The sequence below is a fragment of the Erwinia sp. PME.40.26/001 genome (assembly GCF_055556675.1).
In genome coordinates this window covers 167,509-190,323 of sequence record NZ_JBVHNP010000002.1, presented here as the reverse complement: position 1 = coordinate 190,323, position 22,815 = coordinate 167,509, and the positions used below count along the sequence as shown (strand labels likewise).

Sequence of the window (22,815 nt, the reverse complement as noted above, 5' to 3'; positions counted from 1 at the left end):
GCCGGGGGCGTAGAGGGGGGGATGATGAAGCCAGGCCGGGTTGAATCCACACTGACGCGGTACCCTGTCATCCCGTCTGTGACATCAGCATGACCGGCTCCTAACAGAGAATAAAAGGATTGGATTATGACTCTCAGCATTAAGGCTCCTTCCATTAAAAAAGTCGTTCAACATGCCCTGGCCCTCTCCGCGCTTGCGTCCATGGTGCTGTCCTCTTCTGCCTTTGCCAAAATAGAAGAAGGGAAGCTGGTCATCTGGATCAATGGGGATAAAGGCTATAACGGCCTGGCGGAAGTCGGTAAGAAATTCGAAAAAGACACCGGCATTAAAGTCACGGTAGAACACCCGGACAAGCTGGAAGAAAAATACCCGCAGGTGGCGGCCACCGGCGGCGGCCCTGACATTATTTTCTGGGCGCACGACCGCTTTGGCGGTTATGCCCAGTCCGGCCTGCTGGCAGAAGTCAGCCCGGATCAGGCGTTTAAAGACAAACTGTTCCCGTTCACCTGGGACGCGGTCACCTTCAACGGCAAGCTGATCGGCTATCCGGTCGCGGTGGAAGCACTGTCGCTGATTTACAACAAAGACCTGATTAAAGACGCGCCGAAAACCTGGGAAGAGATCCCGGCGCTGGACACCGCGCTGCGTGCCAAAGGCAAAAGCGCCATCATGTGGAACCTACAGGAACCCTACTTTACCTGGCCGATCATCGCCGCCGACGGCGGTTATGCGTACAAGTATGAAAACGGCAAATACAACATCAAAGACACCGGGGTGAATAACAACGGCTCCCGCGCTGGCTTGCAGTTCATTATCGACCTGGTGAAAAACAAACACATCAATGCCGACACCGACTACTCCATCGCTGAAGCCGCCTTTAACAAGGGCCAGACCGCGATGACCATCGACGGGCCGTGGGCATGGTCAAACCTCGACAAGAGCAAAATCAACTACGGCGTGGCGCTGCTGCCCACCTTCCACGGCAAACCGTCTAAGCCGTTCGTCGGCGTGCTGACTGCCGGGATTAACGCCGCCAGCCCGAACAAAGAGCTGGCAAAAGAGTTCCTGGAAAACTACCTGATCACCGACGCGGGCCTGGGCGACGTCAACAAAGACAAACCGCTGGGCGCGGTTGCGCTGAAATCGTACCAGGAAAAACTGGAGAAAGATCCGCGCATCGCCGCCACCATGGCGAACTCGAAAAACGGTGAAATCATGCCGAACATCCCGCAGATGAGCGCGTTCTGGTATGCCGAGCGCAGCGCGATTATCAATGCGGTGAATGGCCGGCAGACCGTGCCGCAGGCGCTGAAAGACGTCGAGTCGCGCATTACCAAATAAATACGTTAACTGACTGATGCCGTTGAGGTAATGAAATAAACGGTGCGGAGCCTGCGGGCTCCCCATCGTTCCTACAAGGATAGCCCCTATGCCAGTAGCCCAAACCGGTCTGACCGCTGAAAAAAAACGGCCGTTGAGTCATGCGCTGAAATGGCTGGCCATCGGCCTGCTTGCCTGCTTAACCGGTTATCTGATCGTGCTGATGTATGCGCAGGGTGAATATCTGTTTGCCGTTCTGGCCCTGATCCTCGCCAGTACCGGCCTGTATATCTACGGAAACCGCCGTGCCTACTCATGGCGCTATGTTTACCCCGGCCTGGCCGGCCTGGCGTTATTCGTCCTGTTCCCGCTGGTCTGCACCATCGCCATTGCCTTTACCAACTACAGCAGCACCAACCAGCTGACGTTTGAACGTGCGCAGTCGGTGCTGATGGGCCGTGAGTTCCAGGGCGGCAAGGCGCTGAATTTTGCCCTCTACCCGTCCGGCGACCGCTGGCAGCTGACGCTGACCTCCCCGGACAGCGGCGAGGTGCTGGTTTCCCCGCCTTTCGCCTTTGATGCCTCTGACGCGAAGACGCTGCACCTGACGCCGCAGGCGGCCCCCACCGGGGAAAAAGCCGGGCTGCGCGTGGTGACGCAGAACCGCCAGGCGCTGGGCAAACTGCAGGCCGCCCTGCCGGACGGCAGCATCCTGCGCATGAGCTCCCTGCGCCAGTTTTCCGGCACGCAGCCGCTCTATCAGTTGAATAAAGAGAACCAGCAGCTGACCGATGCCCAATCCGGCGTGGTCTACCGGCCGAATATGGCGAGCGGTTTTTATCAGGCGGTGAACGCCGGGGGAGAATGGCAGGCAGAAAAACTCAGCCCCGGCTTTACCGTTGGCATCGGCTGGGACAACTTCCTGCGCGTGCTGCACGATGACGGCATTCAGAAACCCTTCCTGTCTATCTTTGTCTGGACGGTGATTTTTGCGCTGCTCACCGTGGTGCTGACCGTTGCCGTCGGCATGGTGCTGGCCTGCGTGGTGCAGTGGGAGGAGCTGAAAGGCAAAGCGGCGTACCGTATCCTGCTGATCCTGCCCTACGCCGTCCCGGCGTTTATTTCCATCCTGATCTTCAAAGGGCTGTTTAACCAGAGCTTCGGGGAGATCAACCTGATGCTCAACGCGCTGTTTGGGATTAAACCGGCGTGGTTCAGCGATCCCTGGACGGCGAAGAGCATGATCATCATCGTCAATACCTGGCTGGGGTATCCCTACATGATGATCCTGTGCATGGGTCTGCTGAAGGCGATCCCGGACGATCTCTACGAAGCGTCGGCAATGGATGGCGCAACCCCGATGCAGAACTTCTTCCGCATCACGCTGCCGTTGCTGATCAAACCGCTGACGCCGCTGATGATCGCCAGCTTTGCCTTCAACTTTAATAACTTCGTGCTGATCCAGCTACTGACCAACGGCGGGCCGGACATGCTGGGCACCACCACGCCTGCCGGGCATACCGACCTGCTGGTGAGCTACACCTATCGCATCGCCTTTGAGGGCGGCGGCGGGCAGGACTTCGGGCTGGCGGCGGCGATTGCCACGCTGATCTTCCTGCTGGTCGGCGCGCTGGCTGTCGTCAACCTGAAAGCCTCACGTATGAAATTCGACTAGGGAGTAACAACAATGCCGATGGTAAAACCGAGGTCGCAAAAAGTCAGACTGCTGGTGACGCACCTGTTACTGCTGAGTTTTCTGGCGCTGATCCTGTTCCCGCTGCTGATGGTGTTCACCATCTCGCTGCGGCCGGGTAACTTTGCCACGGGGAGCCTGATCCCGGATCAGGTGTCGTGGGATCACTGGAAGCTGGCGCTGGGGATCAGCGTAACCAACAGCGACGGCAGCCTGACGCCGCCGCCGTTCCCGGTGCTGCTGTGGCTGTGGAACTCGATCAAGATCGCCGGGATCACCGCCGTGGGCATCGTGGCACTGTCCACCACCTGCGCCTATGCTTTTGCCCGCATGAAGTTTCGTGGCAAAAGTTCGCTGCTGAAAGGGATGCTGATCTTCCAGATGTTCCCGGCGGTGCTGTCGCTGGTGGCGCTCTACGCCCTGTTTGACCGCCTGGGTATTTACATCCCGTTCCTCGGGCTGAACACCCACGGCGGGGTGATCTTCGCCTATATGGGCGGTATCGCCCTGCACGTATGGACGATCAAAGGCTATTTCGAAACCATCGACAGCTCGCTGGAAGAAGCCGCCGCGCTGGACGGTGCGTCGCCGTGGCAGGCGTTCCGTCTGGTGCTGCTGCCGCTGTCAGTGCCGATTCTGGCGGTGGTGTTTATCCTCTCCTTTATCGCCGCCATCACCGAGGTGCCGGTGGCCTCTCTGCTGTTGCGCGATGTGAACAGCTATACGCTGGCGGTGGGAATGCAGCAGTATCTGAACCCGCAGAACTACCTGTGGGGTGACTTCGCCGCCGCCGCGATCCTCTCTGCTATTCCGATTACGGCGGTGTTCCTCATCGCCCAGCGCTGGCTGGTGGGTGGCCTGACGGCCGGCGGGGTGAAGGGTTAATTTATAGCGATATTTTTGCGCGTTATCCCGGTAACGGGTGTAGTACTTTTCCCTGTGTCCTGGGCGGCTGAATAAGCCGCCCTTTTTTATGTCAAAATCTGACGCTACGAATGCTCTCTATACAGACCAAAATGGCTGCCGGATGTAGCGCTGCGGAATTCCCAGACATGCTGTTGCCAGCTGAATGTACGACGTATGGGCTGAGGCGTTCAGCCACTGAGGTCCCCCCCGGAACACGGCCAGGGCGTTGTCGCGAGAGGCGCGGTATACCTGGTTTTCGGAGGAAGGGCTGCTTGCTGCAACGGCATAAACACGTCCCTGTGGCCTGGCGGCCGGCCTTCCCTGGCCGGCAGCCTGCTGCAATCAGCCCTTCCTCCTTCACCTGCTGACATGGGCGTAGCGGTTTTAAAAAATCACAGCGGGCACGATTGTTTAACAGGATGGGGCCAGTTTGAGGTAAGCCGGACGTCACGCACCAGGGAGGGTGCGTGTCGAGGCCCGCAGGGATGTGTCTTTTGCCGGTCCGGCGTGCTCAGACTGGCCCCAGCCCATTCACTATTCATCCAGCAATAAAATCTTTCTGGAGATCCTTGAGGGGATGCCCCTCTTTCGCCCGAACTGGACGGCTTACCACAGGCTGTTGATTCTGATGATTTTTACCCAACAAAAAAGGGTTTCCCCCCACCGGCAGAAACCCTTTTTTCACTGCTTTGACCTCAGCTCACCGACACCCTGCGCCGCCGTTTATCAAGATCCTTGATCAGCTTATTAACCCGATCGTCAGCGAACATTTCCTCCAGCGTGTGCGAGAGCTTACGCCGCCAGTTGGGATACTCATCGCTGGTGCCCGGCACGTTCACCGGGGTGGCCATATCCAGCCAGTCCTCCGGCTGAAGGCCCAGCAGCGCGCAGGCGCTGTCGGCCACATAGCGCTGCAACCCGCGGTTAATCACCGGCGTCATCGCCATCAGTTCAGCATGGCGGCCGGTTTTCTGTGGAATACAGCCGTAGTGATGCAGCCCGTCCAGCAGCCCCTGACGCGCCCGTGCCCGGTCGAGATACAGTTCCTGCAGGACGCTGTCATCACGATACAGGCCAAGCGTTTTCCCCAGCGCCAGATCGTCCGCCTGCCAGTAGCCGCGCAGCGTGGGCAGATCGTGCGTGGTGATGGTCGCCATCGCCTGCACCGGATAGGACTGCGGCGCACGGAAGTTATTCTCCTCATCGCGCTCAAAATAGAGCACCTTGTAAGAGTAAACTCCGCCTTCGCGCAGCTTGCTGACGATCTCCACCGGCACCGTCCCCAGATCTTCACCGATCACCATGCAGCGATGGCGCTGGCTCTCCAGCGCGAGGATCGCCAGCAGATCGTCCACCGGATAGTGTACGTAGGCCCCCTTATCCGCCGTCTCTCCCGCCGGGATCCACCACAGGCGCAGCAGCGCCATCACATGATCGATACGCAGCGCCCCGCAGCTGGTCATATTGGCCCGCAGCAGATCAATAAACGGCTGATAGCCGCGCTTCACCATCACATGCGGATCCATCGGCCGCAGATCCCAGTTCTGGCCCAGCGGGCCGAGAATATCCGGCGGCGCACCCACCGAAGCTTTCAGGCAGTACAGGTCGCCATCGCTCCAGGTTTCCGCCCCGCCGCCGACCACGCCGACCGCCAGATCGCGGTACAGCCCCATCGGCATCGCCTGCTGCTGGCTGGTGTGATAACACCTGGCGAACTGGGTTTCCGCCAGCCACTGCAGCCAGAGATAAAACGCCACCTCCTGCGCGTGCTGCTCGCAGAACGCCCGTACCGCCGGGCCGCGGGCGTCGTGATACTGTTCGGGCCACTGGTTCCAGCCCACTCCTTTACCGTTCTCCTGCGCTAGGTGGGCGTACAGCGCGTCGAACGCGGCCTGCAGCCAGAGGCTCTCCCCGCCCTCGCGGGTAAAGCTGGCCAGCGCTCTGACCTGCGCATCCTGCGGCTTACGCCCGAGAAAATGCGCATAGGCCAGCCGCAGCCCTTCCAGCTTGAGCGGCACCACGCTGGCATAATCCACCTCGTCACTGGCACGGGCGGCTTTTAATCGCTGCTGGGTATCAGGCTGCTGCCACCAGCGCTGCGCCGCGTCGCTCTGCCGGAAATCATCCACCGCGCCGACGTCGATATACACGACGTTCAGCCAGCGGCGCGATGACGGGCTGTAAGGGCTGGCCGCCGCCGGATTGGCAGGATAGAGCGCGTGGATTGGGTTCAACCCGACGAAGGCCCCGCCGCGTTCAGCAATGTTCTTCAACAGCAGATTCAGGTCGCCAAAATCGCCGATGCCCCAGTTGCTGTCCGACCGCAGCGTATACAGCTGTACGCAGGTTCCCCACAGCTTTTTCCCGGCCAACAGGGCATCCGGTTCATAGCAGCGTTTTGGGGCGACAATCACCCGGCACTGCCACTCATCCTCCCCCTGCGCCAGGGTCAGCTGGTGGTAGCCGGGCGGAATTTTCCCCGCCAGCGCCAGCGTCATTTTACCGCTGATGCGCCCGCGCTGCGTGGCACCGCTCTCCAGCTGCAGCGTCCACAGGTATTCCCCGTCCCCTTCCACCGGCAGCGCCAGGCGCTGCCCGGCAACAAAGACTTTGACCCCCGGCACCGGGGTGGCGGGCCTGCGCCCCGCCACCGTCCAGCCCATCGCCGTTAACAGCTCACGCTTCGTTTCCGCCGCTATCGCCTGCTGCTGGCCGTGCGCATTGATAAAACCGGCGGCGATCCCCGCCTCCCTGGCCGCCTGCTCCAGTGTGTTGTTCTCCATGCGGACCCCTTAGCGTTTCGCCTGCCAGATACGCTGCTGATAGTCGCGAATGGCGCGATCAGAGCTGAACATGCCGACGCGGGCGGTGTTGAGGATAGTTTTGCGCGTCCACGCGTCGCGATCGCGGAACAGGAGATCGACCTTGCGCTGTGCGGCGCAGTAATCCGCAAAGTCCGCCAGCACCAGGTACGGGTCGCCGCCGCCGAGCAGGCTGTCGAGCATCAGGCTGAAGGCCGTTTTATCCCCGTTGCTGAAGAAGCCGTTTTCCAGCTCTTTCAGAATGCTGTCCAGATGCTTATCTTTTTTGCGCAGGGCCCGCGGATCGTAGCCTTTCGCCAGCAGCGCTTTGACCTGATCGACGGTGTTCCCGAAGATGAAGATATTGTCTTCGCCTACCTGCTCGGCGATTTCGACGTTGGCCCCGTCGAGCGTGCCGACGGTCATCGCGCCGTTGAGCGCCAGCTTCATGTTGCCGGTGCCGGAGGCTTCTTTACCGGCCGTGGAGATCTGCTCGGAGACGTCCGCCGCGGGGATCATCAGCTCGGCCACCGACACGCGGTAATCCGGGATAAACACCACTTTCAGGCGGTCACGTACCAGCGGGTCGTTATTGACCTTTTCCGCCACCTGGTTGATGGCATAAATGATGTTTTTCGCCAGGTAGTAGCCCGGTGCCGCTTTAGCACCGAACAGGAACACGCGCGGAACCAGATCCATTTCCGGGTTATCGCGCAGCTGGCGGTAGAGCGACAGAATATGCAACAGGTTGAGATGCTGACGTTTGTACTCGTGCAGACGTTTGATCTGCACGTCGAAGATCGCCTCCGGGTTCAGCGTCAGCCCGGTGACCTGCTTCACGTACGCCGCCAGCCGGATTTTGTTGTCACGCTTAATCTGCTGATAGCGCTGGCAGAACGCCGTATCATCCAGCGATGCTTCCAGCCCCTGCAGCGCATCGAGATCCGTCACCCATTCGGTTTTCAGCGTGTCATCGATCAGCGCTGAGAGCGCCGGATTGCACTGCTTTAACCAGCGGCGCGGGGTGATACCGTTAGTTACGTTGTGGAATTTAGTCGGCCACAGCTGGTGATATTCCGGGAACAGATCCTTCACCACCAGCCCGGAGTGCAGCGCCGCGACGCCGTTCACCGCAAAGCCGCTGACCACGCACAGGTTGGCCATGCGCACCTGGCGGTTCTGATGCACCGAGAGCTTTTCCCACACCGCTTTGTCGCCCGGCCACTGTTTTTCGACGACCTTACGGAAACGGGCGTTAATGGTTTTGATTAGCGAAAAGTGACGCGGCAGCAGGCTGCGTACCAGCCTTTCATCCCAGCACTCCAGTGCTTCCGGCATCAGCGTGTGGTTGGTGTAGGCAAAGGTTTTCTGCACGATACGCCAGGCCGCGTCCCATTCCAACTGATGCTCGTCAAGCAGGATGCGCAGCAGCTCCGGGATGGCGATGGTCGGATGGGTGTCGTTCAGCTGGATCACCTCATAGTCGGGCAGATCCTGGATTTTGCGGCCGAGGAAGTGATGGCGGCGCAGAATGTCCGCCACCGAGCACGCGCACTGGAAATACTGCTGCATCAGGCGCAGGCGCTTGCCAGCGTCGTGGTTGTCGTTCGGGTAGAGCACTTTGGTCAGCTTCGCGGCGTCGATGCCCTTCTGCTCTGCCCTGAGGAACGCGCCGTCGTTAAACAGCGCCAGGTCGAACGGATGCACGTCGGTGGCCTGCCACAGGCGCAGCGGCTGGGTGACGCCATTCTGGTAGCCGACGACCGGCAGGTCCCAGGCTTCGCCGCGCAGCGTGAACGCCGGCTGCCACTGCTCTTCGCCCTGTGCATCCTTCACCAGCTTACCGCCAAAGGCGACGTCCACCGACAGCGCACTGTTGTGGCTGAACCACGGATAGCTTTCGCGCTGCCAGTTATCCGGGGCCTCCTGCTGCTGCCCGGCCTCAAAGGACTGGCGGAACAGGCCGTACTGGTAATTTAAGCCGTAACCGGTGGCGGGCTGTCCGACGGTGGCCATCGAATCGAGGAAACAGGCCGCCAGGCGGCCCAGACCGCCGTTGCCCAGCGCCGGGTCGGTCTCCTGCTCCAGCACGTCGGCCAGCGCTACGCCCTGCTCCTGCAGCGCCTGGCTGACCGTGTCATACCAGCCGAGGTTAATCAGATTGTTGGCGGTCAGGCGGCCAATCAGAAACTCCATCGAAATATAGTTCACATGACGCTGCGGTTGCGGCGTCGCTGCGGGTGCGGGTGCGGGCTGTGCGTTCAGCTGCTCTGACAGCGCCGCGCTGGTTGCCTGCCACCACTGGTGCGGCGTCATATCCTGTGCCTGCTGTAAGCCGAACCCCTGCCACTGGCGTTTTAGCGCGGCGATAAACTGCGTTTTATCTAAAGTCACCTGCATCACATGCCTCTTTATTCGGGAATCTGTAGGAAAAGTGGAGTGTTATTAAGCGCTATGCTGCAACCTTCAGCGCGGGGCGGCATCCTCCCGCCAGCGATTAGGCAGGGAGGAGAAACGGGGCGTAGCCGGAGGAGACGGGCGGTCAGGGGGAGGGGGTCAAAAATTTGTCTTTAGAAATGTGATGCAGAGCAAGTTAACGGCATGTAAATACGTAACATTGTTGCATTCGATGTTTCAAAGGAGGACTTTAGAAAAAGTGATTAATTACGCGCTGCGAAATAAAGATTACGTCCCCCTGACTACCGTCAAAAGAATCGAAAAAAATGCTGATCCCATCAAAACTGAGCCGCCCGGTGCGGCAGCAAAATACCGTGGTTCGCGACCGACTGCTGACGAAGCTTTCGGCGGCCCCCCACTATCGTCTGACCCTGGTTGCCAGCCCGGCGGGCTACGGTAAGACGACGCTGGTGGCCCACTGGGCGGCGGGTAAGAGCGATCTGGGCTGGTATTCTCTTGATGAAAGCGACAACCTGCCGGAGCGTTTTGCCAGCTATCTGATCGCTGCTATCCAGCAGGCCTGCGGCGGCCACTGCGGCAAAAGCGAGGCCCTCAGCCAGAAGCATCAGTACGCCAGCCTGCCCGCGCTGTTTGCACAGCTGTTTGTCGAGCTTTCCGACTGGCACCGCCCGCTGCTGCTGGTGATTGATGATTATCATCTGATTTCGAACGAAGCGATCCACGAAGGGATGCGCTTCTTCCTGCGGCACCAGCCGGAGAACCTGTCGCTGGTGGTGCTGTCCCGCACCCTGCCGCCGCTCGGCATTGCCAACCTGCGCGTGCGCGAGCAGCTGCTGGAGCTGAACGCCGCGCATCTGGCGTTTACCCACCCGGAGACACAGCAGTTTTTCGACAACCGCCTGAAGGATCCGATTGACCAGGCCGACAGCAGCCGCCTGTGTGACGACGTGGCCGGCTGGGCCACCGCCCTGCAGCTGATCGCCCTGTCCGCCCGCCAGTCCAGTACGCCGTCGCGCCAGTCCACCCAGCAGTCTGCGCGTAAGCTGGCGGGGCTGAACGCCAGCCATCTGTCCGACTATCTGGTGGATGAAGTTCTGGATCGCGTGGATACCCCGACGCGGGATTTTCTGCTGCGCTGCTCGCTGCTGCGCTCGATGAATGATGCGCTGATTGTGCGCCTGACCGGCGACGGCAACGGCCAGCAGCGGCTGGAGGAACTGGAGCGCCAGGGCCTGTTTATCCACCGCATGGATGACACCGGGGAGTGGTTTAACTTCCATCCGCTGTTTGCCAGCTTCCTGCGTCAGCGCTGTCAGTGGGAGCTGGCGGCGGAGCTGCCCGCCATCCACCGCGCCGCCGCCGAAGGCTGGCTGGCGCAGGGGTTCCCGGCGGAGGCGATCCACCATGCCCTGGGGGCGGATGATATTGATATGCTGCGCGATATTATGCTGCAGCACGCCTGGTCGCTGTTCAATCAGAGCGAGCTGGCCCTGCTGGAAGAGTGCCTGGCCGCCCTGCCTTACGACCGCCTGATACAGAGCCCCAGGCTGGTGCTGCTGCAGGCGTGGCTGGCCCAGAGCCAGCACCGCTACGCCGAGGTGGACACGCTGCTGGCGCAGGCAGAAAGTGAGATGCAGAAGCGGGATATCGTGATGGATCAGGATCTGAACGCCGAGTTTAACGCGCTGCGCGCGCAGGTCGCCATTAACGACGGTCGCCAGGACGAGGCCGAACAGCTGGCCGCCGAGGCGCTGCGTTTTCTGCCCTACGAGAGTTTTTACAGCCGCATTGTGGCCACCTCCGTCACCGGCGAGATCCAGCACTGCAAGGGTGACCTGGCCCGCGCCCTGCCGCTGATGCAGCAGACGGAGCAGATTGCCCGCCGCCACGAAGCCTATCACTACGCGCTGTGGGCGCTGCTGCAGCAGAGCGAGATCCTGATTGCCCAGGGCTTTTTGCAGGCCGCGTTTGAGATGCAGGAGCGCGCATTTGAGCTGGTGCGTGAGCAGCATCTGGAACAGCTGCCGATGCACGAGTTTTTGCTGCGCCTGCGCTCCCAGCTGCTGTGGTCGTGGTCACGGCTGGACGATGCCGAAGACGCCGCACGCCAGGGGCTGGAGATCCTCACCAACTTCCAGCCGCAGCAGCAGCTGCAGTGCCTGGCGATGCTGGCCAAGTGTTCGCTGGCGCGCGGCCAGCTGGACAATGCTCACCACCATTTACAGCGCTGCGAGGCGCTGCTGAAAACCGGGCAGTATCATATCGACTGGCTGACCAACACCGATAAGCCGCGCGTCACCTACTGGCAGATGACCGGCGATAAAGCGGCGGCGCGCCAGTGGTTACAGCAGGCGCGTAAGCCGGATATGGCCGACAACCACTTCCAGCAGGGCCAGTGGCGCAATATTGCCCGCGTGCAGATCCTGCTGGAGAAATTTGATGAAGCCGAAGTGGTGCTGGATGAGCTGAATCAGAACGCGCGCCAGCTGCGCCTGACCAGCGACCTGAACCGCAACCTGCTGCTGAGTAATCTGCTTTACTGGCACACCGGCCGCAAAGCGGAAGCGCAGCGGGCGCTGATTGAAGCGCTGGGGCTGGCTAACCGCACCGGGTTTATCAGTCACTTTGTCATTGAAGGGGAGATGATGGCGCAGCAGCTGCGTCAGCTGATCCAGCTTAACCTGCTGCCCGACCTGGAGCAGCGCCGGGCGCAGCAGATTTTGCGCGAGATTAACCAGCATCACCGCCATAAGTTTGCGCATTTCGACGAAGGTTTTGTCAATAAACTGCTGACCCATCCGCAGGTGCCGGAGCTGATCCGCACCAGCCCGCTGACTCAGCGTGAGTGGCAGGTGCTGGGGCTGATTTACTCCGGCTACAGCAACGACCAGATCGCCGGGGAGCTGGACGTGGCCTCCACCACCATTAAAACCCATATCCGTAATCTGTATCAGAAGCTGGGCGTGGCGCACCGTCAGGAAGCGGTGCAGCAGGCACAGCATCTGTTGCAGGTGATGGGGTACGGGGCGTAAGGGCCCCGGAAATGCTTTTACTGGCTGCCTGTTCAGCGACCGGTCTGGTACTGGCTACCTGTTCAGCAACCGGTCTGGTACTGGCTGCCTGTTCAACGACCGGTCTGGTACTGGCTGCCTGTTCAGCGACCGGTCTGGGGCCAGTTTGAGCACGCCGGATCGGCAAAAGACGCATCCCTGCGGGCCTCGGCACGCGACGTCCTGTCGCGTGACGTCCGGCTTACCTCAAACTGGCCCCCTCCCCGCAAGATAGCGCTCGCTGTAAATTTTAAAACCCCCGACTGCATTGCGATCTTTCGTAGGGGGCGATCATCTTTTCCGATCGCCCCGTAACTCCGGATTGGCGTCCTACTCAACATCACGGGCAGACCGGAAAAAAGGGTCTACCCCTTCGCATCCTGAGTTGTTTTCGGTTCGGGTTTTGACCTGGATTTTGACGTTGAGGCGGCATTCAGCAGCGCTGAGGAAGCACAGTGAACCAGGACGAACCGCCAGGACGGCGGTGAGAACCGGTTACTCGTGTCACGTTAGCGTAACGCATCACGTATTTTGCTGACAGATTTTACTTCCTCAACCAGCGCCTCCATCGTCCACAAACAGTCCGCACCCTGCGGCCCGGCATCCAGCAGCGCCAGCCGGGTCTGCTCATAGACAGATTGGTTCTCGACGGCATCACCGACCTTATTCAGCGGTGGAAGGCAGCTAGTCCCCGTGCCCTGCTGAAAAGGATAGGCGTGCTGGTGTTGATCCAGAATAGCCAGTACAGCCAGCGTTTCTTTCGCATTCGGTAACAGTGCGTTGTAAAGCGCTTTCCCCAGTTGAATCGCGTGTTGCCTGTCCATTACCGGAGCGAGTTCGGGTGCCAGCGCGATCCATTCACCTTTACCCACAGAGATATTGTTTAGTGTTTCACGCCAGTCTGCATCGGGAGTTTTCCGGGCGAACGCATGCTTGCCGTTGGTATGCAGGTCACGCTGTATTTCGGTGGGGGTGATTGCGGCCCAGGTGAAGGCCGGGAGGGCGAATAAACACAACCACCATTTCATCGCACCACCTTTAGCGTATTGTCGCCGGAGTTAATGATCAAAAGGCGAACAGATGGGTTGATGATGATACATCCAGCAGAGGCAAAACCCTGAGTACCTGCTCGTTTATCACCATGAATTCGAAATAAATTTCTTCCGAATGTCTCACCTGAAATCTGCATCAACTCTATTGTCCATGGTCCCTTAGAACGGGTATAACCACCAATTCGGTATGTACCTCGCGGCAATGGCCCCATTCCTTTTACGTGCTGCCGCTCAGGATTATTTTTGTTTGTCAGACTCCCTGAATACCCGGTTCCTTTATAATTACCGTTTTGATAAAGTCGCCCAGTACTTTGCTCATACATCCATGTCATGGTATTCCCCTATGCCGTTTTACGTTCATTCCAACTGTCAGAGTAGATAATATTACCGTCCTTATGGGTCCATGTGATTTTCTCAAAACACAGTTCTATGGCTTCCATATGGCCTTTTTTCTCATGCTCAGCCTCTTTAATGTCATACATGACAGGAGTGACAGAAATCACCTTCACTTTTTCAAGAAAAAAGTTGGCATATTCAACTTCATGCCCGGAGTAATTAATGTGATAAAATTTAAATTCTGCGCTGGAAAGAATCTTACCCGTAGTGACTGCCTGATATAGATAGACGCTTGAAGAGTCTATTTCCTTCATAAACCCGAATGGTTGATGGATGCGGGTTCCGATAATCTTACCCGTCATATTATCAGTAGGGATTTCAACAGAATTAACCAGACTGGTCACTTCAATACTACCTTCACGTCCTCTGACATCAACTGAACCTTTGATGTCCGATCCACCATCATCTTTTAGCCATAGATAAACTGGAATTGCCATCTAATCCACCCTGCGAAATGGGCCAGCCTTACCGACCGTTTTGATAAGTTGACGCAGGCATTCTTTAGCCTGCGGAGTATCATTCTTGTAAAGTGCCTGAATAGCCTTTACGACATATTCGTTTTGCTCTGCCATCGTTTCGTTATAAAGCGGCATCGAACAGACATTACCGATACTGACAGGGGGTATCTGCTCATCAAGAACATTCATCACACCAGCCACATTTGCAGGTATGGCCTGTGCCAGCGCCGTAGCGAGATCTTCAGCGAATCCTGCATCGGTGTAGCGGGCAATCAGCGGAACAATCTGTAGCCATTCAGCCTCCCCAGAGGAAAGACCTTTTACGATTGCTTCCCACTGACTGGTTGATGTTGCCCTGGCATTTTCTTTCGCTAAATCATGGAGGTATTTTTTCGCACCACTCTCATGAATATTCTCAAGCACAATTTTCGGCGTCACCACATTTATTTCGGCCATAGAACTGTATGACAGCATGATCATAGCTAATAAATATATCCTTTTCATCTGACCACCAGAATATCGTCACCGGAATTGAAAATATTTGCTCTAACATTAGCGCCATTGATAATTATACACCCTTCAGAACTACTACCGAGAGTTTTAGGGTTATCACCATGTATTCTGAAAGCATTACGACCAAATGTATTTGTTCCCGCAATAGGTACCAGTTCTATCGTCCAGTTACCTTTACTTCTGGTATGACGAGTAATCCGCCAGTAGCCACGCGGGATCGGCCCGACAAAACCGACATTCTCTTTAGAAGGGTTATTTTTTCCTTCAGGGCTACCACTATACCCATTTGCGTAATGTGCTCAATTGTGAGTCATTTCACCGGTTCTCTGATTGTACTCCCACGTCATAACACCTCCTTTTGTTATTACAATTAACGCTAAAAACGTCAAACTGAAAATAATATAAATCACATGCCGATGATATCATTTCACGGTAATCAAGGAATCATTATCGCCAGAAAAAACAATATTTAAAGATATTACGATATCAAACCAAGTACTTATCATTAAGCGCTTAGGTAATACATTTTACATTTAAACCCCATTAATTTTAATCCGTCCCATACGTAAATAAAACAGTTTAATTATTATTTTCAGGGAAGTTAAAAAAACCAACAAACAGAAAAGTTATTTAAAAAACCTGTCAGGAGATTACATCTCCTTCATTATTTTTCTGCGCCGCGTTGCATTTTTTAACTTTGACTCTCTTTTCAGAGTGATTAGTTTTTACTGCTGGTTATAATAACAGGATTATTAATCGCGGCATGAAGGTGCTAGGAACACCGTCATGCCGCTAACCGCAACAACTAGATGGAGTAGTTATCATGGCTGAGCAGAATTGTAATACAGACGTTGTTAAATCAGAAGTCACCGCGCCCACGCTGCGCCATTTAACCGTGACTTATGCGAGCACCTATCCAGATTACCAGCAGATCCCGGCGCTGAGCATCAAAGGGAAATGGCTGGAAGCCGCAGGCTTTGCCACCGGCACCAAAATCGATATCCGCGTCATGAACGGTTGCCTGGTGATCACCGCCCGCGATCCCGGACCGCAGGAGTCCGCGTTGATGACGTCACTGAGGAAGGTCTGCACGCTGTCAGTACGTAAGCAGCGCCAGGTGGAGGAGTTTATCGGGGTGATTGCGGGGAAACGGGTGCGAGGGTAAGGGATTAAGGAGCGAGTCCCGCCTGAAAAGGCGGGATTTCCAGTTGCTGAGCAATGCCAGAAAGCCCCTGCTGCGCTGATCCAATAGCCAGCCAAGCCTGCCCCACCGCAGTGCTAATATTTTTTCTCTTTTTAGTTAAAAGTGAAATAATATTATCACTTTTGATATGACGTTTACTGAGACCTGCCCACTATTAAAATGATAATATTATAGCCATAGGCATTAAATAAAGATAAAATATTGACATTATGGCGAAAAAAACAGCACCCTTACTCCCTGACACAAACCGACTGCTTACTGATTTTGGTGAGAGACTGAAACTCGCCCGCCTGCGACGTAAACTCACAGCCAAACAGGTTGCGGAACGTGCAGGGATGACGCCAGTGACGCTACGTTCCCTGGAAGCGGGAGGCTCAGGTGTCACGATAGGGGCGTACCTCTCCGTGATGCAAGTTTTAGGGCTGGAAGATGATTTGAACAAATTAGCAGCTGAAGATGAGCTGGGGCGTCAGCTACAGGATTTTCGCCTGATAAAAAACGATAAGTTTTCCCCCGCAAAAGTCATTGCCTCACGCCAAACGTCTGTGGTTAAAAACTCACGTACCGGGGCTGCTGCCAGACATGAAAAAGCCGATACTCAGGCCGAAGCCAGCGTGAAAACAAGCCACCGCCCAAACACAAAAGCTCCGAAAGAAAGGGGGACTACGTCCGCTGAACTGGCTTCCCTGCTCAAACCACGGAAGAAACCGACAAAAGGTGGCTGACAATGGCAATGATCGCGGTATACGCAGACTGGGCAGGATTATCCGGACCAAAAAGGATGGGTTTCCTGCATAGCCGACAAAGTCGGACGCGCGAGCTGTTTGAATTTGAGTATGATCCCGCAGCACTGGCCGATTCCGCTCTAAGCCTTGTGCAACTTGACCCGGAAATTTTGCTATTCGAAGGTGCCCAATATCCGACTCTTCCACGGGATAAGTTTGGCATATTTGGCGACGCCAGCCCCGATCGCTGGGGGCGAATGCTGATGAAGCGTCGCCTGGAACGAGATATCCGCGCCGGTGTTCAGGTTGAAGGATCCCGGTTATATGAATCCGATTACCTGCTGGGCGTACATGACCTTTATCGCGTGGGTGCCCTGCGTTTCAGGCTTGAAGATGCAGGCGAATTTCTTGATAACCGGACTGATATCGCAGCACCACCTTTTACAGAAATTAAGGCCTTAGAAAGAGCAAGCCGCGCGCTGGAAGATGATCCTGACAATACCTCTCCACAGGGTCAGGAGTGGTTGCGTATGCTCATTGCGCCGGGGGGTTCTTTAGGTGGCGCCAGGCCAAAAGCCAGCATTGCAGACGAGTATGGCCATCTCTACATCGCAAAATTTCCCAGTACCCGGGATGATTACAATGTGGGCGGTTGGGAAATGGTCGCCAACGCGCTTGCCACAGGCTGTGGGCTTCACGTCGCCACCGCAGAAGCCCGTAAATTTGCCAGCGATCATCACTGTTTTATGGTGCGTCGTTTTGACCGGACAGATTCAGGCCAGCGCCTGCATTTTGCATCGGCCATGACAATGACCCGCCATCAGGATGGAGATGACGCCTCGAACGGGGTGAGTTATCTGGAACTCGCAGATGTTTTGATACGGCAGGGAGCACAGACCAGGCAGGATTTGAAAGAACTCTGGTCCCGAATCGTTTTCAATATTCTCGTTTCAAACACCGATGATCACCTGCGCAATCACGGGTTTATCCTGGTCCCCGGTAAAGGGTGGCGGCTTTCGGAGGCCTACGATATCAACCCTGTCCCCTGGTCTGACGGCCTGAAACTGAATATCACCGAGGCGGATAACGCGCTGGACCTTGAACTGGCGCGAGAGGTTGCGGGACACTTTCGCCTGAACCTGGCAGAGGCCAATGAAATCATCCAGGACTTTATTGAAATAGTCAGCCAGTGGAGAACCATTGCAAATAGTTTAGGGCTTTCGGGCCGGGAACAAGAATATATGGCTGACGCATTTAGGCTTGCGATGAATTAGCATCACACCAGCCAGACAATGGAAGATGCTCAGCGTTATTTACAGGATCAGCGCTGGATTCACTCATTACTCAAAATAGTCCATATCCAGTTTTGGCACGCGTAATATACGAGAAGTCACTCCAACTTCATTCTCAATCATCAGATTCACCAGCCGCTGCCCATCCACCAGCACCATACCTTCCACTGCCCTGGCAAAGTCCCGCGCCTGAGAAGTAAAGCCAGATGTGGTGATAAACACGCCGCGTCTGGCTTTTTGTCCGGCCAGTGCGCCATAAAAAGCCTGCAGCTCAGGGCGGCCCACGGTGTTCTGCCAGCGTTTCGCCTGCACATAAACCTTTTCCAGCCCCAGCTTATCCAGCGAGATAATGCCATCAATGCCGCCATCGCCTGAGCCCCCCACACGCTGAAGATCGTCGCGGTGCCCGCCGTAGCCAAGACGGTGCAGCACATCAAGAACAATCACCTCAAAGCGCGCAGGAGAGACCTGTTTAAGGTTTTCCAGCAACTCATCCGCCACCGCACTGCGTAACTCATTCAGCGCCTGCTCAAGCCGATCGTCCGGGCTGCTCAGCGCCAGTTCCTCCACGCTGAGAGGCTCAGGCTGCGGGTCGAGATCAACGGCATCCGGCTGCTGTCTCAATGTCACACGATTAAAATCAAAGGCCAGATGCGTGACATCCTCTCTGGTCATTGGCTGAGGATGCGCATGAACCCAGCCCAATCCTTCCGGCGTCAGGCACCATTTTCCCCGCGACAGGCTCTGCGATAATCCCGCACGCTTTAGCCGGTCGTGTGCCCAGCCTGCCCGGTTTTTATAGGTCAGCTGGCCGCTGGCAATGACTTCTGCACGCTGACTTTCATCCAGATTGAGCCTGTCCGCCGCAGCCTCTTGCGCTTCGCGGGCAGTCGCGCCTTCAGGCCTGGTAGCCAGAAAGCGCAACACGGGTTCAATAAATTTATCGTAAGTCGGTACAGGCATGGCGCTTCCTTATGCGTATTACAAAATGATGAACCTGCTGTTCAGGCTCCCTTCAACATATCAAAAACCACCCGGGCGAACCCCCTGGCCAGCTCAGGACTCGACAGATACTGCATCATCATTTCCTGCTGCGCTTCACTGCTGTCCATCACGGCATCATCAATGGCTTTAGGGAAATCACCCAGCATCGCCTGCTCACGCGTATTATTAGCAATCTGCGTCATTACTGACTGATTTTCCGAGAGTTTGTCACGAACGGAAAACGCATAATTGACCATATCTTTGTCGGTCAGATTATCCGTAATAAACAGCTCATTTAACCGTGCCAGAATATGCGACATGAACTCTTCTTTCTTGTCCTTAGGCCTGGCGGTACCCACATCATTACTGGGATGCAGCTTATATTCCGGTGAATCTTCCTGCAGCTTCAGATGCTGGGCATGGATTTTCGACAGACGATAATGGCTCATCTGGATATTGCTGACATCCACCTCATCCTCGTCCAGTCTCTGCTCATGTAATAGTGGGCGCAGATGACGGGCATAGAGGCTGAGTTTTTCCAGCTCTTTATCGTCATAATCGACGATCTGAGACATAAACTCATAAAAACGCACGAAACTGCCGAGATCCTTTTTAAAGATCTCCAGTCGATCTTGGTACAGCACATCGAATCTGCCGACATTCATCTCCACCCTGGAAAAGGGCCTGGAACCAAAGCTGGGATCGTTACAATGACCTTCGATTGCGCAATGGAGCAAGTGAACTGCTCCCAAACCGGGGTGTTCTTTGAACTCTTTGACGTTTTTGCGATTGTTGTTCAGTTAGCGTTTTGGGTTCAATTAATCCCGCGATAATTGGGCAGCCAGGCTGATTATTACCCTGGCAGTCACGGGCTAATTGCTCAAGCGTTTCCGCCATTGCCTGTAATTCAGCTATCCTGGATCTTAGCTCTGAAATATGGGTAAGCGCCATTGTTTTCACGTCAGAACTGGTTCGTTCGCCATCGAGCCATAAGTTCATTAATCCCGAAATTTGTTCAACAGAAAAACCAAGGTCACGTGAACGACGAATAAAATGAAGACTATCAATATCCGATGAACTGTAATGACGGTAACCAGCATCAGAACGAATTGCTTTTGGTATCAACCCAATTTGTTCGTAATAACGGATCATCTTCGCCGAGATACCTGAGAGTTTAGCTGCCTGACCGATATTCATTTTTTTTCCTCTCTATAAACCCGACAAGCCGAGAGCCTTAATCAGGTTTGGCTTTTGTGATGACAATGTACCGTAAACTATTTGCTCACCGATCGCGCCGATCGGTGCAACCCGGACGCCGGTACGCACTTTGGTTTCTGCCATGACGTCAGGATTGGTTATATTCACATCTGGCTGCCCTTTTGATTTATTCAGCTGCATGAATCTGATGACGGTCGTCATCTTGCATAACGGTTTGCTTTATGGGTGGCTGAAAACGTTTTAATCGCAGAGCATTGCCCAGAACAAAGACACTGGAAAGTGCCATTGCCGCAGCGGCAAACATCGGTGAAAGCAACATACCGTTCAGAGGATAAAGCAAACCGGCAGCCACGGGGATCAGTAAGGCATTATAAGCAAAGGCCCAGAACAGATTCTGTTTGATGTTACGAATTGTCGCCTGGCTAAGTGCAATAGCATCAGCAACACCACGTAGATCCCCCGACATTAACACGACATCAGCAGCCTCGATGGCCACATCTGTACCTGTACCAATGGCCAAACCCACATCAGATTCAGCAAGTGCTGGCGCATCGTTAATACCATCGCCAACAAATGCAACTCGAGCGCCATTAGCACGGAATTTTTTCAGGGCTGCAACTTTACCATCGGGTAACACTTCTGCTGCCACTTCATCAATACCGAGTTGTCTGGCAATTGCGGCAGCGGTAGCTTTATTATCACCCGTAATCATTGCAACTTTTAGGCCCAGAGCATGCAGCGCCCTAATCGCTTCAGGCGTCGTTTCTTTGATGGGATCCGCGACCGCGATTATTGCTGCCAGACGGCCATCAATGGCAGCATAGAGTGGACTCTTACCTTGTTCACCCAGACGCCGCGCCGTCGGTTGCAAGCTGTTTACATCAAGGCCAAGCTGAGTCATGTAGCGATCTGCACCAACAGCAACAGTCCGGCCTGCAACCTGAGCAGATACACCAAACCCAGGAACGGCTTCGAAGCTTTCAACAGAAGCCAGAGTGATATCTTGTTGCTTAGCGGCGGCCACAATGGCCTCAGCAATTGGATGCTCAGAACGTGTTTCAATTGCAGCAACTAAAGCTAATACTTCCTTGTATTCAAAACCTTCAGCCGGAACCAAATCGGTTAGCTCAGGACGTCCTTTGGTCAGTGTCCCTGTTTTGTCGAGTGCAACAACACTAACATCACGCAATGCTTGTAACGCTTCACCTTTGCGGAAGAGAACACCCAGTTCTGCTGCACGCCCAGTACCCACCATGATAGATGTTGGTGTAGCTAACCCCATAGCACATGGACAGGCAATAATAAGAACAGCAACTGCATTAATTAACGCAAAAGTTAGCGCGGGATCTGGACCCAGGAATAACCAAATAATGAACGTTAAGCCCGCCCCTGTCATTACTGCTGGCACGAACCACATGGTTACTTTATCGACTAAGGCCTGGATGGGTAATTTGGAACCTTGTGCTTGTTCAACTAAACGAATAATTTGTGCAAGAACGGTGTTTGCCCCAATCTTTGTCACACGGAAGCTGAAAGCGCCTGTTTTGTTGATGGTGCCTCCGACAACTTCAGCCCCAATACCTTTCGATACGGGTACAGGCTCACCAGTAATCATGCTTTCATCAACATAAGATGAACCGTCAACAACTTCACCATCAACAGGAATTTTTTCGCCAGGACGAACGAGAATGACATCATCTGTTGCTACTTGATCGAGTGGAATCTCAACTATTTTGCCATTGCGATCAACGCGAGCTGTTTTTGCCTGAAGTCCGACTAACCGTTTGATTGCCTGTGAAGTACGGCCTTTTGCACGCGCTTCTAAAGTACGTCCAAGCAGGATCAGGGTGACTATCACAACCGCCGCTTCAAAATAGACGTTTGCTGTTCCTTTCGGCAGTACCCCGGGGATAAAAGTGGCGACAACAGAATATCCATAGGCTGCAATTGTGCCAACAGAAACCAGTGAGTTCATATCAGGAGCACCACGTAACAGTGCCGGTATTCCCTTGCGGAAGAAGCGCATTCCTGGGCCAAACAGAACGATAGTTGCAAGCACAAATTGAATGTACCAGTTCACCTGTTGGCCCAATGTTCTCATTACCAGGTCGTGCATACCGGGGATAACGTGCGATCCCATTTCGAGTATGAAAACGGGTAACGTAAAAATAGCCGCAGTGTATAGCGCCCGGCGTAATGAACGCGCTTCACCTTCACGACGTTCATTGTCTTGATCTTCTGTATTTGCCGATTCGGCAGATAATCGACGAGATGTATAACCAGCCTTAACGACAGCCGCTTCAAGGTCGGCTACAGAAACAACGCCAGCAAAATGGATAATTCGGGCACGTTCTGTCGCTAAATTCACACCAGCTTCGATAACGCCGGGAGTCTGTGCCAGTGCTTTTTCAACACGTCCGACACAAGATGCACAGGTCATATCTTCAATGGCGAGTTCTGTTATTTCATGACGGACGCTATAACCCGCGCTCTCAATGGCACGAACAGCAGACAGTGCATCGCCTGAATCAGTCACTGTGATATCAGCACGTTCTGTCGCCAGGTTGACTGATGCTGTACTTATGCCAGGCACGGCTTTTAATGCCTTCTCAACACGACCGACACAAGATGCACAAGTCATACCTTCAACGGGTAAACTGAGCCGGGTGGCTGAGGATATTGTTGGGTTAGTATTCATTGAGATTCCCCTTAAATATGGTTGTTGGGTAGCAACATAAGGTTGACCCTAAGGGCAAGGTCAAGGATTTTTTTATTCATTTTGAAT

The 22,815-nt window shown here is 55.1% G+C and carries 17 protein-coding genes and 2 pseudogenes; 8 read left to right on the top strand and 11 right to left on the bottom strand.

The window, feature by feature from the left end:
- The first annotated feature begins 126 nt into the window (after positions 1-126).
- The 3 genes from malE (at position 127) to malG (ending at position 3,898) form a co-directional block, all read left to right on the top strand.
- Positions 127-1,341, top strand: coding sequence for a maltose/maltodextrin ABC transporter substrate-binding protein MalE (malE, locus tag ACZ3HG_RS08400; RefSeq protein WP_465332679.1), 1,215 nt, complete (start codon positions 127-129; stop codon positions 1,339-1,341).
- Positions 1,342-1,429: 88 nt separating this feature from the next.
- On the top strand, positions 1,430-2,995 hold the full coding sequence (gene malF / locus ACZ3HG_RS08395) for a maltose ABC transporter permease MalF (protein WP_465332678.1): 1,566 nt from the start codon (positions 1,430-1,432) through the stop codon (positions 2,993-2,995).
- A 12-nt stretch (positions 2,996-3,007) separates the two neighbouring features.
- Entirely contained in the window at positions 3,008-3,898 is an 891-nt protein-coding gene (gene malG, locus ACZ3HG_RS08390; protein WP_062744382.1) for a maltose ABC transporter permease MalG, read from the top strand.
- Between the two features lie 716 nt (positions 3,899-4,614).
- Here malG and malQ read toward each other — a convergent pair.
- Positions 4,615-6,702 carry a 4-alpha-glucanotransferase gene (gene malQ / locus ACZ3HG_RS08385; protein ID WP_465332677.1) on the bottom strand — a complete coding sequence of 696 codons (2,088 nt, stop codon included), beginning with the start codon at positions 6,700-6,702 and terminating at the stop codon, positions 4,615-4,617.
- Between the two features lie 9 nt (positions 6,703-6,711).
- A complete protein-coding gene (gene malP / locus ACZ3HG_RS08380; protein WP_465332676.1) occupies positions 6,712-9,120 on the bottom strand; it encodes a maltodextrin phosphorylase in 2,409 nt (802 codons plus the stop codon).
- A gap of 323 nt (positions 9,121-9,443) precedes the next feature.
- Here malP and malT point away from each other — a divergent pair, with 323 nt between their 5' ends.
- Together malT and ACZ3HG_RS08370 are read left to right on the top strand one after the other, a co-directional pair.
- Positions 9,444-12,170, top strand: coding sequence for an HTH-type transcriptional regulator MalT (malT, locus tag ACZ3HG_RS08375; RefSeq protein WP_191936334.1), 2,727 nt, complete (start codon positions 9,444-9,446; stop codon positions 12,168-12,170).
- Between the two features lie 11 nt (positions 12,171-12,181).
- On the top strand, positions 12,182-12,319 hold the full coding sequence (locus ACZ3HG_RS08370) for a hypothetical protein (RefSeq protein WP_465332675.1): 138 nt from the start codon (positions 12,182-12,184) through the stop codon (positions 12,317-12,319).
- A gap of 378 nt (positions 12,320-12,697) precedes the next feature.
- Here the strand turns inward: ACZ3HG_RS08370 and ACZ3HG_RS08365 are convergent, their stop codons facing one another.
- From ACZ3HG_RS08365 to ACZ3HG_RS08345, 5 genes and pseudogenes are all read right to left on the bottom strand, one after another.
- On the bottom strand, positions 12,698-13,216 hold the full coding sequence (locus tag ACZ3HG_RS08365; protein WP_465332674.1) for a hypothetical protein: 519 nt from the start codon (positions 13,214-13,216) through the stop codon (positions 12,698-12,700).
- Positions 13,213-13,572: a tlde1 domain-containing protein gene (locus ACZ3HG_RS08360; protein ID WP_137269985.1), complete on the bottom strand. Its 360-nt coding sequence runs from the start codon at positions 13,570-13,572 to the stop codon at positions 13,213-13,215. The genes ACZ3HG_RS08365 and ACZ3HG_RS08360 overlap by 4 nt, the downstream gene beginning before the upstream one ends.
- A gap of 9 nt (positions 13,573-13,581) precedes the next feature.
- Entirely contained in the window at positions 13,582-14,073 is a 492-nt protein-coding gene (gene tssD, locus ACZ3HG_RS08355; RefSeq protein ID WP_465332673.1) for a type VI secretion system tube protein TssD, read from the bottom strand.
- Positions 14,074-14,598 (bottom strand): hypothetical protein, encoded by a 525-nt coding sequence (locus ACZ3HG_RS08350; protein WP_465332672.1) that lies wholly within the window; start codon positions 14,596-14,598, stop codon positions 14,074-14,076.
- Positions 14,595-14,885, bottom strand: a pseudogene (locus ACZ3HG_RS08345) (tlde1 domain-containing protein); the annotation flags it as partial. The gene ACZ3HG_RS08350 and the pseudogene ACZ3HG_RS08345, both read right to left, overlap by 4 nt.
- Before the next feature lie 545 nt (positions 14,886-15,430).
- Here ACZ3HG_RS08345 and symE point away from each other — a divergent pair.
- The 3 genes from symE to ACZ3HG_RS08330 all read left to right on the top strand — a co-directional run bounded on the left by symE (position 15,431) and on the right by ACZ3HG_RS08330 (position 17,810).
- Positions 15,431-15,772, top strand: coding sequence for an endoribonuclease SymE (symE, locus tag ACZ3HG_RS08340; RefSeq protein ID WP_465332671.1), 342 nt, complete (start codon positions 15,431-15,433; stop codon positions 15,770-15,772).
- Between the two features lie 248 nt (positions 15,773-16,020).
- Positions 16,021-16,536: a helix-turn-helix domain-containing protein gene (locus ACZ3HG_RS08335; RefSeq protein WP_191933691.1), complete on the top strand. Its 516-nt coding sequence runs from the start codon at positions 16,021-16,023 to the stop codon at positions 16,534-16,536.
- 2 nt (positions 16,537-16,538) lie between these two features.
- Positions 16,539-17,810, top strand: coding sequence for a type II toxin-antitoxin system HipA family toxin (locus tag ACZ3HG_RS08330; protein WP_465332670.1), 1,272 nt, complete (start codon positions 16,539-16,541; stop codon positions 17,808-17,810).
- 66 nt (positions 17,811-17,876) lie between these two features.
- Here ACZ3HG_RS08330 and ACZ3HG_RS08325 read toward each other — a convergent pair whose 3' ends face one another.
- The 4 genes and pseudogenes from ACZ3HG_RS08325 to ACZ3HG_RS08310 form a co-directional block, all read right to left on the bottom strand.
- Entirely contained in the window at positions 17,877-18,791 is a 915-nt protein-coding gene (locus ACZ3HG_RS08325; RefSeq protein WP_465332669.1) for a restriction endonuclease, read from the bottom strand.
- A gap of 41 nt (positions 18,792-18,832) precedes the next feature.
- Positions 18,833-19,447: pseudogene (locus tag ACZ3HG_RS08320) on the bottom strand (type I restriction endonuclease subunit R); the annotation flags it as partial.
- A gap of 70 nt (positions 19,448-19,517) precedes the next feature.
- Entirely contained in the window at positions 19,518-20,009 is a 492-nt protein-coding gene (gene cueR / locus ACZ3HG_RS08315) for a Cu(I)-responsive transcriptional regulator (RefSeq protein WP_255887541.1), read from the bottom strand.
- Positions 20,010-20,196: 187 nt separating this feature from the next.
- On the bottom strand, positions 20,197-22,728 hold the full coding sequence (locus ACZ3HG_RS08310) for a heavy metal translocating P-type ATPase (RefSeq protein WP_465332668.1): 2,532 nt from the start codon (positions 22,726-22,728) through the stop codon (positions 20,197-20,199).
- Positions 22,729-22,815: the final 87 nt, after the last annotated feature.

Coding starts and splice junctions, on each gene's coding strand:
- ACZ3HG_RS08370 (WP_465332675.1), top strand. CDS start 12,182: ATGCTTTTACTGGCTGCCTGTTCAGCGACCGGTCTGGTACTGGCTACC.
- symE (WP_465332671.1), top strand. CDS start 15,431: ATGGCTGAGCAGAATTGTAATACAGACGTTGTTAAATCAGAAGTCACC.
- ACZ3HG_RS08335 (WP_191933691.1), top strand. CDS start 16,021: ATGGCGAAAAAAACAGCACCCTTACTCCCTGACACAAACCGACTGCTT.
- malT (WP_191936334.1), top strand. CDS start 9,444: ATGCTGATCCCATCAAAACTGAGCCGCCCGGTGCGGCAGCAAAATACC.
- malQ (WP_465332677.1), bottom strand. CDS start 6,702: ATGGAGAACAACACACTGGAGCAGGCGGCCAGGGAGGCGGGGATCGCC.
- ACZ3HG_RS08360 (WP_137269985.1), bottom strand. CDS start 13,572: ATGACATGGATGTATGAGCAAAGTACTGGGCGACTTTATCAAAACGGT.
- cueR (WP_255887541.1), bottom strand. CDS start 20,009: ATGAATATCGGTCAGGCAGCTAAACTCTCAGGTATCTCGGCGAAGATG.
- malP (WP_465332676.1), bottom strand. CDS start 9,120: ATGCAGGTGACTTTAGATAAAACGCAGTTTATCGCCGCGCTAAAACGC.
- ACZ3HG_RS08365 (WP_465332674.1), bottom strand. CDS start 13,216: ATGAAATGGTGGTTGTGTTTATTCGCCCTCCCGGCCTTCACCTGGGCC.
- malG (WP_062744382.1), top strand. CDS start 3,008: ATGCCGATGGTAAAACCGAGGTCGCAAAAAGTCAGACTGCTGGTGACG.
- malE (WP_465332679.1), top strand. CDS start 127: ATGACTCTCAGCATTAAGGCTCCTTCCATTAAAAAAGTCGTTCAACAT.
- tssD (WP_465332673.1), bottom strand. CDS start 14,073: ATGGCAATTCCAGTTTATCTATGGCTAAAAGATGATGGTGGATCGGAC.
- ACZ3HG_RS08310 (WP_465332668.1), bottom strand. CDS start 22,728: ATGAATACTAACCCAACAATATCCTCAGCCACCCGGCTCAGTTTACCC.
- ACZ3HG_RS08325 (WP_465332669.1), bottom strand. CDS start 18,791: ATGCCTGTACCGACTTACGATAAATTTATTGAACCCGTGTTGCGCTTT.
- ACZ3HG_RS08330 (WP_465332670.1), top strand. CDS start 16,539: ATGGCAATGATCGCGGTATACGCAGACTGGGCAGGATTATCCGGACCA.
- malF (WP_465332678.1), top strand. CDS start 1,430: ATGCCAGTAGCCCAAACCGGTCTGACCGCTGAAAAAAAACGGCCGTTG.
- ACZ3HG_RS08350 (WP_465332672.1), bottom strand. CDS start 14,598: ATGAAAAGGATATATTTATTAGCTATGATCATGCTGTCATACAGTTCT.